The organism is Maribacter sp. MS6, from assembly GCF_056839185.1.
The window spans coordinates 4216940-4232947 of the sequence record NZ_CM166389.1 but is presented as its reverse complement, the minus strand read 5'-3'; the positions used below and the strand labels follow the sequence as shown (position 1 = coordinate 4232947).

General features: G+C 38.3%; 12 protein-coding genes. 8 read left to right on the top strand and 4 right to left on the bottom strand.

Annotated elements, in window-relative coordinates:
• Positions 1–52: 52 nt before the first annotated feature.
• Both corA and MS6x_RS18405 read right to left on the bottom strand, forming a co-directional pair.
• On the bottom strand, positions 53–1147 hold the full coding sequence (gene corA / locus MS6x_RS18410; protein WP_482604163.1) for a magnesium/cobalt transporter CorA: 1095 nt from the start codon (positions 1145–1147) through the stop codon (positions 53–55).
• Between the two features lie 44 nt (positions 1148–1191).
• On the bottom strand, positions 1192–1977 hold the full coding sequence (locus MS6x_RS18405; RefSeq protein WP_482604161.1) for a tRNA pseudouridine synthase A: 786 nt from the start codon (positions 1975–1977) through the stop codon (positions 1192–1194).
• 114 nt (positions 1978–2091) lie between these two features.
• On the opposite strand from MS6x_RS18405, the gene MS6x_RS18400 reads away from it, so the two are divergent.
• A complete protein-coding gene (locus tag MS6x_RS18400) occupies positions 2092–2529 on the top strand; it encodes a hypothetical protein (protein ID WP_482604159.1) in 438 nt (145 codons plus the stop codon).
• Positions 2530–2680: 151 nt separating this feature from the next.
• Positions 2681–3166 carry a hypothetical protein gene (locus MS6x_RS18395; RefSeq protein WP_482604158.1) on the top strand — a complete coding sequence of 162 codons (486 nt, stop codon included), beginning with the start codon at positions 2681–2683 and terminating at the stop codon, positions 3164–3166.
• A 93-nt stretch (positions 3167–3259) separates the two neighbouring features.
• On the opposite strand, the gene MS6x_RS18390 is transcribed toward MS6x_RS18395, so the two are convergent.
• Both MS6x_RS18390 and MS6x_RS18385 read right to left on the bottom strand, forming a co-directional pair.
• A complete protein-coding gene (locus MS6x_RS18390) occupies positions 3260–4729 on the bottom strand; it encodes a MoxR family ATPase (RefSeq protein ID WP_482604156.1) in 1470 nt (489 codons plus the stop codon).
• Between the two features lie 32 nt (positions 4730–4761).
• Positions 4762–5916 (bottom strand): vWA domain-containing protein, encoded by a 1155-nt coding sequence (locus MS6x_RS18385; protein ID WP_482604154.1) that lies wholly within the window; start codon positions 5914–5916, stop codon positions 4762–4764.
• Positions 5917–6155: 239 nt separating this feature from the next.
• On the opposite strand from MS6x_RS18385, the gene MS6x_RS18380 reads away from it, so the two are divergent.
• From MS6x_RS18380 to purL, 6 genes are all read left to right on the top strand, one after another.
• Positions 6156–6965 carry a hypothetical protein gene (locus tag MS6x_RS18380; RefSeq protein ID WP_482604152.1) on the top strand — a complete coding sequence of 270 codons (810 nt, stop codon included), beginning with the start codon at positions 6156–6158 and terminating at the stop codon, positions 6963–6965.
• Positions 6966–7173: 208 nt separating this feature from the next.
• Complete coding sequence (locus MS6x_RS18375) at positions 7174–7989, top strand: DUF1853 family protein (protein WP_482604150.1); 816 nt, start codon at positions 7174–7176, stop codon at positions 7987–7989.
• Between the two features lie 363 nt (positions 7990–8352).
• Complete coding sequence (locus MS6x_RS18370; protein WP_482604148.1) at positions 8353–9528, top strand: MalY/PatB family protein; 1176 nt, start codon at positions 8353–8355, stop codon at positions 9526–9528.
• Between the two features lie 279 nt (positions 9529–9807).
• Entirely contained in the window at positions 9808–10803 is a 996-nt protein-coding gene (lpxD, locus tag MS6x_RS18365) for a UDP-3-O-(3-hydroxymyristoyl)glucosamine N-acyltransferase (RefSeq protein WP_482604146.1), read from the top strand.
• Positions 10804–10931: 128 nt separating this feature from the next.
• On the top strand, positions 10932–11873 hold the full coding sequence (locus MS6x_RS18360; protein ID WP_482604144.1) for a carbon-nitrogen hydrolase family protein: 942 nt from the start codon (positions 10932–10934) through the stop codon (positions 11871–11873).
• A 364-nt stretch (positions 11874–12237) separates the two neighbouring features.
• The gene (gene purL / locus MS6x_RS18355) at positions 12238–15957 is read left to right on the top strand and encodes a phosphoribosylformylglycinamidine synthase (RefSeq protein WP_482604143.1); all 3720 of its coding nucleotides are present in this window, start codon (positions 12238–12240) and stop codon (positions 15955–15957) included.
• Positions 15958–16008: the final 51 nt, after the last annotated feature.

The following is a 16008-nucleotide window of genomic DNA, read 5'->3' as shown; positions in this document are numbered from 1 at the left end:
TCAAAGCTGACTATTCTTGGACCTTAAGGGTACTCCAATATCAAAACTAAACTTAAAGCCAGTCTTTCTTTTTGAAATATACCATCATACCTATAAATAGAAATATCATAACGCCCCAAACGTAATAATAACCATTCTCGGCATGCAATTCCGGCATGTGGTCAAAATTCATTCCGTAGATTCCTGCAATAAAGGTTAACGGAATAAAGATTGATGCCATAATAGTAAGTACTTTCATAACTTCATTCATCTTATTACTCATGTTACTCATGTACATTTCCATAAGACTCATGGACATTTCCCTATAAATCTGTAGACTTTCATTAATTTCGAGCATGTGATCTAAGGCATCCCTTAAAAACAACTTAGTATCCTTTGTAATTAATTTATTTTCTGAATCAATAAGCCTACCTATTAACTCCTTTACCGGGAAAATCCAACGGCGTATTTTGAGTATTTCTTTCTTGAGCTCCTGAATGTTTTGTGCTACGACTGGTTTAGGGTCGTTGTACACCTCATCCTCTAGGGTTTCAATTTTTTCGTTGATATGTTCCAAAACCATAAAGTAATTGTCGATTATTGCATCCAAAAGAGCAAAAAATAAATAATCCGCTCCCCTACTTCGTATTCTTCCCGCTTTTACTTCTATACGGTTCCGCACACCATTGAATACATCATCTTCCACTTCTTGGAATACAAGCACTGTGTTTTCCATTAATACCATAGCTACATGCTCTCCTACAATTTCTTGATCGCCATTAAGATATAACATGCGGAAGACGCCAAAAATATAATCTTCGTACTCATCTATTTTTGGTCTTTGTTCTGTATTTACGGCATCTTCCAGCACCAAAGGATTTAGCCCAAACTTGGTACCAAGAGCTTCTATAAAAGGCTCATCGTTTATCCCAACAACATTAATCCAGGTAGTTTTATTCGATGCTTTTATATCTAAAATATGTGCTATATCTATAGTCTCTTCCTCTTCAAAGCTATCCGCATTGTAAAGCGTAGCATATACCCTACTATCGGTTTTGTCCTTAGTTCCCAAGTAGCTTACTGTACCCGGGGCCTTTCCCATTTTTGTCTGGACACGAGATACATGCTTCTTTATTTTAGGAAATGTAATTTTTCTTTTTTGCGGCATATAAACTTTGTTTGCTTTAAAGATACTAAAACCAGATAGCTGCGCTAATCAAAACTAAGCTTGTTTAACAAAAGGCCTGATCCCGGTGCTACGGTGGTAAATCTTATGTTCGAGTTTGGTTTTAACGACTCCTTGATATCTTTGATGGACAATTCCCCTTTCCCGACTTGAAATAAAGCCCCCATCATCATACGTATTTGATACCGCATAAAACCTGATCCGTTTACGATGAACGCAAAGCTTTCGTCTGGAAAAAAATTAGCGGTTAACATCCCATTTTGTAAAAGTTCACAGCTTAGTACTTCCCGTACTACTGTAGTATTGGCTTTTAATTTAGCAGTGTAAGCTGAAAAATCATGGGTTCCTTCGAATAAAGATGCTGCGTCTTTCATGATGGCAATGTCAAGATCATCTAAGACATTCGTTAAGAAGGGTGCACAAAAAGGATGGTTTTTTGTTCCATAGGAAAACAAATAAACGTATTCCTTACTTTTACTTTGCTGTATAATATTGAAGTCGGCTGTCGTTGGTGATATGTCCGTTACTCTTATATCCGAAGGTAAATTTTTATTAAACATATCTATAAATTCGTTTAAGGGCGGGAGCTCCCTTTCCATGACAAAAAGTTCGAAAGCCCCGTTTAATGAGGATACTTTGGCATCTGTTCTACCCGCACCTAGTATTTTAAAGTCAGTTTTAGGAAGTATAAACTTTAATGTTTTCACCAACATTCTTTCTATGGTAAGCTGTCCAGGTTGTTTTTGCCAACCGCTAAACCGGAAACCCAAATACTGTAATCGGACGATATAATAAAAACGTTTCTTATGCATAAAACCTATCTTATTTAAGCAGTAAACAATTGATAATAAAATAATTACCCTCTAGATGCTAGCATCAATACTTATTTTTCTTACTTTAAACATACTAATCTAAACCAATTTATTATGAAAACCACAACAAGCATAAAGCCACCTAAGTGGTTTTGGATTCTTAGTGCCGTAGCACTACTTTGGAATTTAATGGGGGTAGCTGCCTATCTGACAGATGCCTATATATCAATTGAAGCTCTTGAGAAAATGTCCCAAGCAGAACGCTTGCTTTATGAATCTCAACCTGCATGGGTAACCGGAGCTTATGCAATCGCCGTATGGGGTGGTGCACTGGGAAGTATATTTCTACTTTTACGTAATAAGTGGGCACGCCCTATATTATATCTGTCCTTATTTGGTATTATAGCCCAGTTCAGCTATTCTATCTTTTTTAGTAATTCTTTTGAAGTTTATGGTCCAGTGGGGCTTATTATGCCAGTTCTGATACTGAATATTGGAACTGCACTTGTCTTTTTTGCTAATAAAGCAACTGCCAGAGCTTGGATCAAATAAGGTTTTTGAATCAACAAATAAGAAATACAAATGTTTTTCAACATTCCACTATATTTGAGACCGTTCATCGATTATATTGAAATAAAGAAACATTTAAGGCGTTAATTTCACAGCTATTATTTTTCCATATCCCCCTAAAGTAATATATAGAATGAAGTTTTTTAACGGAGTTTTACCTTGGAAATCGACACTTATATTGTCTGTTTTTATTTTATTGTTGGTTGATGTATTTAGTTTTTACGGTCTGTATACTAATAAATTCTATATCTTTAAGATAGATAACTACATCATACCTCTATTATCCATTGTACATTTTGTTTTCCTTTATGTCCTCTGGTTCAAAATAAAAGAAAAAGAACTCAGTGATCCTCCAATGCGTAATTTAGAGTACTTACTTTATATTATTGGAATCATCTATGCTTTTAAATTTTTTGACACCCTATTTATTCTGTTAACGTACAGTGAATACGAAAATTACCTTATTCCAGATACCTTTATCCCTTTAGGACTTGGCATACTGTTCCTTTACCTCCTACTCCTCTTACTTACTATGATTACCATAGCACACAGAAAGCACTTAGTGGGCACCTATCATTTTGATGACATGAACCAACATGTAGATAATTGGGGAGACTAAAAGGTAACTAGAATAAATCAACAACACCATTGCTACATCCCCTTTTGGGCAGTAGCAATGGCGCTTTAATAGAGGGACTAAAATAGCTTTACGCTACAAGTCGTTAATGAATCCGCTGTATAGATCCTTAAATTGGAATCCATCCTCAAAACGTTGCTTGTTCAGTTTTTTGTAAGATACTAAACCCCATAATGCCAATTCCTTTAAAAAATAGGCATCTTCTACCGGAAAATCTGGTTGGTGTGTTTTCACCAAATCGTTTAGTGCGGGAATACTATCCAGTGTGCGCTTATATTCTTCGTCCGTAAAATCATCTAATAGCTCAAAACCTTCCCCTTGAAAAAACCAATGTAATAGCTCGTCATAAGGAGTTTCGGCATCTTTACGTTCTAATTTATTTATTTCCGGAAAATACTCTGGGAATATGGATTTAACCGCTTCATCTATTAAAATACCAGCAACCCCGTCCGCACCTTCTTGTTCACCTTCATATACCAATTCTATCTTACCGGTTATGGCAGGAATAACACCTAAGAAATCGCTTAAGCGAACCATTGTAGTCTCAGCCCCAGTTAACAAGGACCTACGTTCCGCTGTGCTTAACAAATTCTGAAATGCGGTAATACTGGTTCTTGCACTAACTCCACTTTTGGCATCTACATACTCACTGTCACGTGCTTCAAAACTTATTTGCTCCAACAAATCCATTGCTAAATCCGGAACATAAACGGCATCTGTTTGCCGTGCTTCTAGGTTAGCCTCTTGCGCCGTAATCTTTCTTGCGGTTTCAATATCTTCTGGATAATGCGTTAAAATTTGGGAACCAATCCTATCTTTTAGTGGTGTTACAATACTGCCCCTGTTCGTATAGTCTTCTGGATTTGCGGTAAAAACAAATTGTATGTCTAATGGCAAACGTAATTTGAACCCTCTAATCTGTATATCACCCTCTTCTAAAATATTAAAAAGTGCCACCTGAATACGAGCTTGTAAATCTGGTAATTCATTAATTACGAAAATACAGCGATTCGCTCTTGGTATCATTCCAAAATGAATAACCCGGTCATCAGCGTAGGACAGTCTTAGATTTGCAGCCTTAATAGGGTCTACATCACCAATTAAATCGGCCACGGTTACATCTGGTGTTGCTAATTTTTCATAGAAACGATCGCTCCTATGCATCCAAGAAATTGGAGTCCCATCTCCTTTTTCCTTAATAAGCTCATTTGCGAAGCGAGATATAGGATGTAAAGGGTCGTCATTTATTTCTGAACCTTCAACAATAGGAATCCACTCATCCAATAGTGCTACCATCAAACGGGCCAAACGCGTCTTAGCCTGCCCGCGCAAGCCCAACAAATTAATGTTATGCCTAGATAAAATAGCCCGTTCCAGTTCTGGAATTACGGAATTTTCATATCCCCAAACCCCTTCAAAACTATCTTTTCCAGATTGTAAACGCTCTCGTAGATTATCCCTTAATTCATCCTTGATGCTTTTGCTAGTATATCCGGATGTTTTTAACTGACCTAAATTTTTAATTTCTGTATGTTTCAATTTCATTTTTTTTGGTAAACCTTAATTTGTTTAAAATGCTATTTAAGCCTTTTCCTTCGGTTTGATTCGTAATCCTCAAAAATCATTTCCCCCAGTCCTTTCAATCCCGTAAAAAATGCTTTTCCTTTGTTTGCTTCCGTAAACTCACGAATAAACTGCATCAAATAAGGGTCTTGAGCAATCATGAATGTGGTTATGGGAATGTGCAATTTGCGTGCTTGCCTAGCCATATTGTAACATTTCTCTACAATAAAATCATCTAGCCCAGCGCTATTCTTATAGTATGTGCCATCTGGAAGCCTTAAACAACTGGGCTTGCCGTCGGTAATCATGAAAATCTGTTTGTTCGTGTTTCGTTTTCTTCGGAGCATATCCATAGCCAATTGCAGACCAGCTACGGTGTTCGTATGGTATGGTCCCACTTTTAAATAAGGCAAATCCTTAATAGGAATGGGCCAAGCATCATTTCCAAAAACTAAAATATCCAAAGTGTCTTTTGGGTAACGTGTTGTAATAAGTTCCGAAAGTGCCATTGCTACTTTCTTAGCCGGTGTGATGCGATCTTCACCATAAAGAATCATACTATGGCTTATGTCGATCATCAGAATGGTACTCATCTGAGCCTTATATTGGGTATCCTCGACTACCAAATCCTCTTCGCTTAGCTCAAAACTACCGATACCATGATTTACCTGAGCGTTTTTAAGGCTCTCGGTCATGGAAATATGTTCAAGTCCGTCACCATAACGGTATTCCCTAAAATCTCCCGTATGCTCATCTCCTTGACCAGATTTTCCTGTTTTATGGTTTCCGGCACCGCTACGTTTTAGTTTACCAAAGATTTGATCTAATGCGCGCTGGCGTATAATGCGTTCCATTTTAGCGGTAATAGAAATATCACCTCCACTTCCGTCTCCCTCTTCACCGTCGGCTCCCGAACCACCTCCATTTTCAAATTCTTCTCTTATGTAACCTTTCGCCTTTAAATCTTCAATAAAATCCTCAATTGTATAGTTTTCATCTGTGAGTTCATACTCTTTGTCCAATTCGCGCAGCCAATCAATGGCCTCATCAAAATCGCCCGAAGTATGGGTAATGAGTTCTTGAAAAATATCAAAAAGTTTCTCGAAGGGTGAAATTTCCGCTGCTTCATAAGGCACAAAACGGAAACCTTTTCTTGTATTCATAGCCATGTTATAAAATTAAGACTTTTAGCTTGGATGGACTTCGTATTAGGGAAATGTTAACGTTGTTGTTTAAGGTTGTAATTTTCTTCTCAACGTAACACGTTAAGGGATTTAAAACATAATCCCTGACCTATCTATTGATTAAAGCTGTAGTATATCGAATAACATCTAGCCGGCGAAATATTAGTTGCACCATTGCGTTCGGTTCTAAAGGGAATAATGCCCAGAATTGAAATATGCCCACTATGAACACTTTTAAGCTACTCCATTTTTGCTCTTCAATAATTATAATTCTATGTTTTATTGGTTGCACAGATGATGAAATCGATGATAATCAAGTTCTTACTGATGAAGAAACAATAGATAATTCCGAAAATAACAACGACCCGGAAAATCCAGGTGATACTGCTACAAAGGAGGAAAAGATCTGTACAGACCCTTTAAACTATATTTTTAACGAACAAGACGGACTCCTATTGGCCGAATTTGAGGATGCTGAATTTACCGAGGATTGGAAGTTAAAAACGGATGGCGACAGCTATACTGGAAAGGGTTATATGGTTTGGGAAGGAACTCAAAGTCTAGGAAATCCCGGAAACGGTACCGCAACCTTTACACTAAAAATTGAAAACCCGGGCACCTATCAATTTATATGGCACTCGGCAGTAACGCTAGGCAATAACGGAACAGAACATAATGATACTTGGCTCCGTTTTAATGATGCCGATGATTTTTACGGCGAGAAAAGTAATGGTAGCAGCACGGTATATCCAAAAGGCACCGGCAAAACCCCTAACCCTGAGGGAGCAACCAAAGATGGCTGGTTTAAAATTTTCAGAAGTGGAAATGCGACGGATTTTAAATGGCAATCATCTACTTCTGACAATGACGCGCATGATGTATTCGTGGTGTTTAATACCGCTGGTAATTACCTTATGGAAATATCAGCCCGCTCCTCTGGACATGGTATAGATAGATTTGTGCTTTTTAATTCCAGCTTATCCAAAAACGATGCCATTGCTAGTGCGGACTTTAGCGCAATTAGTTGTGATTAACCTAAACTAGGTGAAATGTAAAACTGGATAATGCAAAAGTAATGGTCGCAATGAACCTGGTGAAAATGCTATCGGAACAATAAATCTAAAGTTCTTCGACTACACGCAGATCAGCATAGAATGTAAAATAATTTAACTAGAGCATAACTAAAGACTACAAGCAAATTTACATTAAGCTGAATATATTTTCTTGTACTTTAGTTCCGCTATGCATGAAAAACACCTTCAACAACAAATCACTGGTTTCTTAAACACGCCCCCAATATGGCTGAATACTCAATTTAAGATTAAGCAATTCGATTTTCCACAAGTGGATAGAACCAATTTTATCCCTAAGCCAATTCCTGAAAATTTACGCTTGGGTCACCAAATGGAACACATCTGTAAACAGTTGTTGGATTATAGCGATAAATATGAAGTAATACTACATAATTTACCTATACGAGACGGAAAACAAACCATCGGGGAAATCGATTTTATCTTAAAAGAAGTAAGTACTCGGCAATTAGTACATGTGGAACTGACCTATAAATTCTACATCATAAACCCAGAAATTTCAGAACCCATTCACCAACTTATGGGTCCCAACAGAAGAGACATGTTCTTTAGCAAAATGGAAAAAATAAAGAACGCTCAATTTTCCCTTCTCCATACGCAGGAAGGCAGCACCGCTTTAGCCGAAAATAATATTAGTAGCACTGAAATAAACCACCAAGCCTGCTACAAAGCACAATTATTTGAACCTTACCGTAGTAAACCCCTGAATTTAAGACCTTTAAATCCCAATTGTATTGTAGGCTACTGGTTACGAATAGCCGATTTACAGACCGATGCCTTCAAAAAACATCAATTCTATATTCCTTTTAAGAGTCAGTGGGTAATTGTACCACATGCCCTAGTTAAATGGACTTCCCATTATGAAACCCTCTTAGAAATCAACCTGCGCTTAATCAAACAAAATGCACCCATGGTATGGATGAAAAAATCCGAGGCGGAGTTTGAAAAATTTTTTGTGGTGATATAAGAATTTCTTTGGTAAATCCGATCGAGGGAATTACTTCCAGATGTAATTGATAAGGTCAATATGTAGTGAAAGTAGATTGTAAAAACTATAAACAGCCAACTCGTTAGGGTACATATCTTCCAAAACACTTATCAAACTGAATACAAATAGCCTGAATTTCTTAATTATGCAAAGAACCTAAATAAGGAGAAAGGCCAGTTTAAACCAATTATAAGAATTAAATTATCCTAGTTTAAATCGTAAAATTAATTACTAAGTGCGGTCTATCAATTAAATCATAGCTTTTCTATTTATAAATAAATAGATAAGCTACCTTACAATACAAACAGTGAATTTTAAATTGAGCCCCAACAGAAACAACCTATGAAACTAGACCAGAAACTAAATGATTTGCCCTTAACCAAATCTAAGCCTAGTACCTTGGCATCCTTATTTGGAAAAGAAGATATTACGCCCATGTGGGTTGCGGATATGGATTTTCAAATGGCAACGCCTATACAAAATGTTTTAATTGAACGCATCTCCAATTCAGGCTTTGGCTATGAATACAAACCGGATTCTTTCTTTGTAGCGCAAAAGAAATGGTATGCACAACACTACGACCTAGACCTCATTCAAGAACAGGTGTTGTACAGCCCTACCATCACTACCTCAATAGCTATTGTAATAGAACAGTTTACTTCCCAAGGGAACGGCATCATAATTCAGCCTCCGGTTTTCATGGAGTTTCGAGATGTGATACGGAACACAAAACGTAGAATTACTAAAAACCCGTTGAAACTAATTGGAGAACACTATCAGATTGATTTTAAGGATTTAGAAGAAAAGGCCAAAATGGAATATAATAAGGTCCTTATTATTTGTAATCCCCATAATCCTGTAGGTCGTGTCTGGACCAAAGAAGAATTAACCAAAATAGTAGGTATTTGTAAGCAAAACGACCTATTGCTGATTTCAGATGAAATACATAAAGACATTGTCCTTTTTGATAATGTCTTCACATCGGCCCTAAGCTTTATAGAAGCGTATGATAACATTATTGTATGTACCTCCGAAGCCAAGACCTTTAATCTATGCGGTATTTCCGACTCCATGGCAATTATTCCAAATCGTGAACTCAGAAATGCAGTAAGCACCACATTTAAAAAATACAACTTAGGCAGAACAAATGCGCTTACTAGGGTTGCACTACAAGCTGCGTATACAGATGGTTCTAATTGGCTAAAAAATACAATCGCTACAATTGAGCATAATGTTACAGAAATTGAGAAACAGTTAGCAACTTCTAAAATACAAATGATAAGACCGGAAGGCACGTATCAATTATGGCTAGATTTTAGAGCGGTCTTCACGGATACCAACGAAATGTTTACCACAATTACGCAAGACGCTGGCATTGGTCTTAATGCCGGCCATTGGTTTGGCCGAGAAGGCGCATTATTTATGAGAATGAATATTGCAACTTCATTGGATAAATCCCTTTCATCAATTAAAAAGATAAAACTGGTGGCTCTTAATGTCGCTAATCCACATAAGTAATTACTATTTAGTTAAATAAATGAAATAGGAAAGATATTATTGTTGAGAAAGTTTTAGCTTACGTTACTTGTTAAAGTCCAGTTTTAATTTAAAAGCTAATGGACGTAAACAGAGTTCACTATCCTAAACAATAGCATGGACGACATAAGAAATACTTTCGAATAAATAACCAAAGAACATGAGTAAGGAATGAATAAAGAAGTGAATGTCCTTACCTAATAAGCTGCAGAACACTTTTTATTACGATACAACATACCATAAACCAACTAAACGGCTCAAATGATATCATACACAACAACAGAACTAAATACGATTGTTAAAGGTGAATTAATAGGACATACCGTTCAACAAATTACCGGAGCCGCTGAAATACAAAATGCCAACTGCTCACAGATCACCTTCATTGGAAATAGCAAATACGCGAAGTTTTGGAAAGACTCAAAAGCCTCTGTTGCCTTAGTGCCATGCAATTTAAAAATTGAACTTGGTGATAATCGTGCCTTTATTAGAGTAAAAAATGTTGATTTGGCCATGGCCCAACTACTGGAGGTTTTTAGTCCTGCTGCACCTGTTTTTGAAACAGCCATACACCCAACTGCCGTAATACATAAAAGTGCAATCATAGGCAGCGGTTGTAAAATTGGAGCTAACTGTTATGTTGGCAAAGATGTTAAATTAGGAAATGAGGTTGTACTATACCCAAATGTTTGCGTTTTTGATGAGACGGTGATAGGAAATAATACCATAGTTTGGTCGGGTACTATTATCCGAGAGCGCTGTATAATCGGGAGCCATTGTATATTTCATATCAATGTTAGTATTGGTGCCGACGGCTTTGGCTATAGACCAAGTGAAGATGGAAGAAGCCTGGTTAAAATACCACAGATAGGAAATGTAATTATTGGGCATTATGTTGAAATTGGTGCGAATTCCTGTGTAGATAGAGCAAAATTTGGGTCGACCATTATAGGCGATGGCTGTAAGATAGACAATCTGGTACAAATTGCACATAACAGCGTTATGGGTCGTTCCTGCATCATGGCAGGTCATAGCGGCCTTGCAGGATCTGTTACGCTAGGGGATGGCGTTATTATTGGCGGTAGTGCTTCTATAAAAGACCATACGACCATAAACTCCGGAGCAACGGTAGGTGCAGGTTCTGGAGTTATGAACGATGTGGAAGCAGGAAAAACAGTATTGGGCTATCCCGCACAGGATGCAAAAGATATGCTACGGCAATGGGTCGCCATAAAACGTTTGGTGAAGGCAAAATAGACAGAGTTGATTATAGAAACGTTTGCTTTGTAAACAATTGTATTATTTTTAGCGTTAATTAATAACAAATGACCGTTAGTGTTGACCATTTTTGTATTCAATTGCGCTAAAATCATATAATCGATAAAATGAAACTAAAGGTATGCGTAGTTCAGGACAGCCCAGTTTTTTTTGATAAGGAAAAAACGATTGCGAAAGTTGAAAAACTAACAAGAAAATATGCAAAGCAAGCGTGTAAACTAATTGTTTTTCCAGAGTCATTTATACCTGGTTATCCAAGAGGGTTTTCTTTCGGCGCTAGAGTGGGAAGTAGGTCAAATGAAGGCAGAAATCTTTATTCAGAATATTATGACAACAGTATAGCCATAGAAAGTAATGATCTAAAAAGGCTTGAAAAGCTTGCTAAATCGGAAGACGTTTATATGGTAATTGGAGTCACGGAAAAGGTAAACACGCACGGAAGCTTATACTGCTCAATGCTGTATATTTCTCCAACAGATGGTCTACTGGGCGTACATAGAAAAATTAAACCCACTGGTACGGAGCGCACCATTTGGAGTGAAGCTGATGGTGAATCTTTGGTTACGTTCGAAACCAAAATAGGAAAGCTCGGAGGACTTATTTGCTGGGAGAATTATATGCCTTTAGCGAGAATGGCGATGTATAATAAAGGGATAGAGATCTATATTGCCCCAACGGCAGACTCAAGAGAAGAATGGATAGCGACAATGCAGCATATTGCATTGGAAGGTCGGTGTTTTGTTCTAGGTTGTAATCAATTTTTTACAAAATCTATGTATCCCGCCAAATACCGATCTTTAGTGCAAGAGGAGCCGGAAAACATGTGTGCTGGAGGAAGTGTTATTGTTTCGCCTTTGGGCAAAATAATAGCAGGACCCTTATTTCATGAAGCAGGGGCCTTGGTTACGGAAATAGAGTTAGATGACATAAAAATGAGCAAATTGGATTTTGATGTTATTGGTCATTATTCACGAAACGATATTTTCAACTTTAATGTACTAAATCAGCCCGAAATTAAGCAAGAAAAAAAAATCAAAAAAAATACTTGAAATAAAGTTCCGTTTACCACCAAAATCAAATGGTTCATAAACAACCATTTACCATTAAAACATTTCAATTTTTAGAGATGATTTGGCTTGTAAAAAGTGAAATTCAAACAAAAAAATAGTGCCACACTGCCCTAAAGTAAATGTGCCACATACCCGAACGCAATTACCAGAAGGTAATAAAAAGAGAATACGCCAGATTTTTTAGAAGAACTTTTATACAACCGACTCCCCGTATAATCAATAGATGCTATCCTTCAGTACGCTATCAACATTAGCGGTTGAAAACTGTTGGTGCAAGAGCAAAAAAATAGTACATTAAATTGTAAATTTGCACTTTCCTAACTCGCTCAATACCTAAGCACATATGATTCATTTCTTCGGGGATATCGCAACCAAAGTTTTTGCCGTCCAAACCACTCAAGAAATCAACCTAACAGACATTGAAAAACTAACATGGCTATTCGGATGTCCCCAACTCGTTTCAGAAACAACTAATATCCCTATGGCGTCGGTAGACGCTTTTTTTATTGGTCCACGTGCGGCCATGATAACGCCTTGGAGTACCAATGCTACTGAAATTACTCAGAATATGGGCATTACGGGTATTATCCGTATAGAGGAATTTAAGGCTACTTCGAAAGAAAGTACTGATTTTGACCCCATGCTTTTTCAAAAGTATGAGCAACTGTACCAAGATATATTTAAAGTAGACGTACAACCCGAAACAATTCTGGATATTGATGATATTGCTGCCTATAACCAACAAGAAGGTTTAGCATTAAGTGACGAAGAAGTAGACTACCTGAACGGGCTATCAAAAAAAATGGGCAGAAAACTGACCGATTCCGAAGTGTTCGGTTTTAGTCAAGTCAACTCAGAACACTGCAGACATAAAATATTTAATGGTACGTTTATCATCGATGGAAAAGAAATGCCCTCTTCCCTGTTTAAGCTGATTAAAAAAACCTCTTTAGAGAACCACAACGATATTATATCGGCCTATAAAGATAATGTAGCATTTGTAAAAGGACCTAAAGTGGTCCAGTTTGCACCAAAAACAGCTGATAAACCCGATTATTATCAGGAAACGGAGTTTAATTCGGTAATTTCCTTAAAAGCGGAAACACATAATTTCCCAACAACCGTAGAGCCCTTTAATGGTGCGGCAACTGGTGCCGGCGGTGAAATACGGGATCGTTTGGCTGGTGGTAAAGGCTCTTTACCTTCCGCTGGAACAGCAGTATACATGACAGCACTTTCCAGATTAGAAAAAGATAGACCTTGGGAAAAAGGCATGGCAGAACGGCCATGGCTCTATCAAACACCTATGGATATTCTAATAAAAGCATCTAACGGGGCATCTGATTTTGGAAACAAATTTGGCCAGCCTTTAATTACAGGTTCTGTACTAACTTTTGAACACGATGAAGCTACGGACAGTGGCTCTGAACGTAGAGGAGATGTAAGAAGACTTGGTTACGATAAAGTAATCATGCAAGCGGGCGGTATTGGGTACGGAAAAGCGGAACAGGCTTTAAAGGACACACCGGAAACGGGGGATAAAATTGTGATTCTGGGTGGTGACAACTACCGCATTGGAATGGGTGGTGCCGCCGTATCCAGTGCAGATACGGGTGAATTTAGTTCGGCAATCGAACTGAACGCGATTCAACGTTCCAATCCGGAAATGCAAAAACGTGCCGCAAATGCCATACGTGGTATGGTAGAGAGTAACAAAAATACTATCGTTTCCATACATGATCACGGTGCAGGCGGACACCTCAACTGCCTATCAGAACTAGTAGAAGAAACAGGCGGAAAAATTGACTTGGACAAATTACCGGTAGGGGACCCTACCCTATCCGCAAAAGAAATTATCGGAAACGAATCCCAAGAACGCATGGGCTTGGTAATAGGTAAAGAGGATGTAGACTTACTTAAACGTATTGCGGAACGTGAGCGCTCTCCCATGTATGAAGTAGGTGATGTTACCGGAGATGACCGTTTTACATTTGAATCTGCCACCACAGGAGAAAAACCCATGGACGTGCACCTTACGGACATCTTCGGGAGTTCCCCAAAAACCATATTGACAGATACTACTATCATACGAAATTATAAAGCACCAGAATACGAACTGGAATTTTTCCATGACTATATGGAGCAAGTGCTACAACTAGAGGCTGTAGCTTGTAAGGATTGGCTCACCAACAAAGTAGATAGATGCGTTGGAGGTAAAGTAGCCAAACAACAATGTGCAGGACCATTACAGCTTCCTTTGAATAACGTGGGTGTTATGGCCTTGGATTTTAAAGGAAAGGAAGGGATTGCGACCAGCATTGGCCACTCTCCCATTTCTGGATTGATCGACCCGGCCGCAGGAAGCAAAAATAGTATCGCCGAAGCGCTAACAAACATCATCTGGGCACCCTTAAAGGATGGATTGAAATCAGTCTCTTTATCTGCCAATTGGATGTGGCCTTGCAAGAACGATGGGGAAGATGCACGATTATACGAAGCAGTGCAAGCGATATCCGATTTTTCGATCGCACTAGGTATTAACGTACCCACCGGAAAGGATTCCCTTTCCATGAAACAAAAATATAAGGATGGCGACGTTATTGCTCCGGGTACCGTAGTTATTTCTGCAGCCGGAAACTGTAACGATATTACAAAAGTGGTAGAACCCGTATTGCAAAAAGATGGGGGAAGCATCTATTATATCAACCTATCCAAAGATGCCTACAAATTGGGTGGTTCTTCTTTTGCACAAATACGTAATACCATTGGAAATGAAGCACCGACCATAACGAATGATGCTTATTTTAAGGCGGTCTTTGATTTAATGCAAACCTTAATTACCGAAGGACAAGTCCTTGCCGGCCATGATGTTGCATCTGGTGGATTGATAACGACCCTTTTAGAACTTTGCTTTGCGGATACCGATTTAGGAGCTGATCTGGATTTGTCCAGTTTAGGTGAAAGTGATACGATTAAACTGTTATTTTCAGAAAATTCCGGAATTGTTTTTCAGCTAAAAGACAACGTCATTGAACAACTACTTATAGACGCTAAAATCGATATTCAAAAAATTGGAAATGTAACGTCCGACCCTACATTACGTATTAAAAATGGTAGTATGGAAATGGGGCTGAATGTGACATCCTTACGTGATACGTGGTTTAAGACCTCTTATTTGCTAGATGACAAACAAACCGCGAATGGACTAGCCAAGGACCGATTCGAAAATTACAAGGAACAGCCTTTAAAATACTTCTTCCCTACTGATTTTAAGGGCAAATTGCCTACAATAAACACAAAAGGTACAGCAAAGCCAAAAGCAGCCATCCTTCGTGAAAAAGGTAGTAACTCCGAGCGAGAAATGGCAAACGCCATGTTCCTTGCTGGTTTTGATGTAAAAGATGTACACATGACTGATTTAATATCCGGTCGTGAAACCTTAGAAGACATTCAATTCTTAGGAGCCGTGGGCGGCTTCTCCAATTCAGATGTACTAGGAAGTGCCAAAGGGTGGGCAGGAGCTATCAAATACAATGAAAAAGCCAATAAGGTAATCAAGGATTTCTTTTCGAGACCCGATACTTTATCAGTAGGCATCTGTAATGGATGCCAGTTGTTTATGGAACTGGACCTCATAAATCCGGAGCACGAAACACACGGAAAGATGACCTATAACGATTCTCACAAACACGAAAGTAATTTCACATCGGTCCAAATTCAAGAGAATAACTCCGTAATGTTATCCAGCATGGCCGGAGCCACTTTAGGAGTATGGATTTCCCATGGTGAAGGTAAATTCATCCTGCCACACTCCGAAGAAAATTATGATATTGTAGCAAAGTATGGATATCATACCTATCCTTCAAATCCAAATGGTAGCGATTTTAACACCGCTATGCTATGCGATAAAACGGGAAGGCATTTGGTTACCATGCCACATATAGAGCGTTCTACCTTCCCATGGAACTGGTCGCACTATCCTACCGACAGAAGCGATGAAGTTACACCTTGGTTGGAGGCATTTGTGAATGCGAAGCAATGGGTGTTAAAACACAGCAAATAACAAAGTTGGATTGGAATACTCGGCAAGATGCTTTTCCTTGATTTATAGGTT

Coding starts and splice junctions, on each gene's coding strand:
- corA (WP_482604163.1), bottom strand. CDS start 1,147: ATGCCGCAAAAAAGAAAAATTACATTTCCTAAAATAAAGAAGCATGTA.
- MS6x_RS18405 (WP_482604161.1), bottom strand. CDS start 1,977: ATGCATAAGAAACGTTTTTATTATATCGTCCGATTACAGTATTTGGGT.
- MS6x_RS18400 (WP_482604159.1), top strand. CDS start 2,092: ATGAAAACCACAACAAGCATAAAGCCACCTAAGTGGTTTTGGATTCTT.
- MS6x_RS18395 (WP_482604158.1), top strand. CDS start 2,681: ATGAAGTTTTTTAACGGAGTTTTACCTTGGAAATCGACACTTATATTG.
- MS6x_RS18390 (WP_482604156.1), bottom strand. CDS start 4,729: ATGAAATTGAAACATACAGAAATTAAAAATTTAGGTCAGTTAAAAACA.
- MS6x_RS18385 (WP_482604154.1), bottom strand. CDS start 5,916: ATGGCTATGAATACAAGAAAAGGTTTCCGTTTTGTGCCTTATGAAGCA.
- MS6x_RS18380 (WP_482604152.1), top strand. CDS start 6,156: ATGAACACTTTTAAGCTACTCCATTTTTGCTCTTCAATAATTATAATT.
- MS6x_RS18375 (WP_482604150.1), top strand. CDS start 7,174: ATGCATGAAAAACACCTTCAACAACAAATCACTGGTTTCTTAAACACG.
- MS6x_RS18370 (WP_482604148.1), top strand. CDS start 8,353: ATGAAACTAGACCAGAAACTAAATGATTTGCCCTTAACCAAATCTAAG.
- lpxD (WP_482604146.1), top strand. CDS start 9,808: ATGATATCATACACAACAACAGAACTAAATACGATTGTTAAAGGTGAA.
- MS6x_RS18360 (WP_482604144.1), top strand. CDS start 10,932: ATGAAACTAAAGGTATGCGTAGTTCAGGACAGCCCAGTTTTTTTTGAT.
- purL (WP_482604143.1), top strand. CDS start 12,238: ATGATTCATTTCTTCGGGGATATCGCAACCAAAGTTTTTGCCGTCCAA.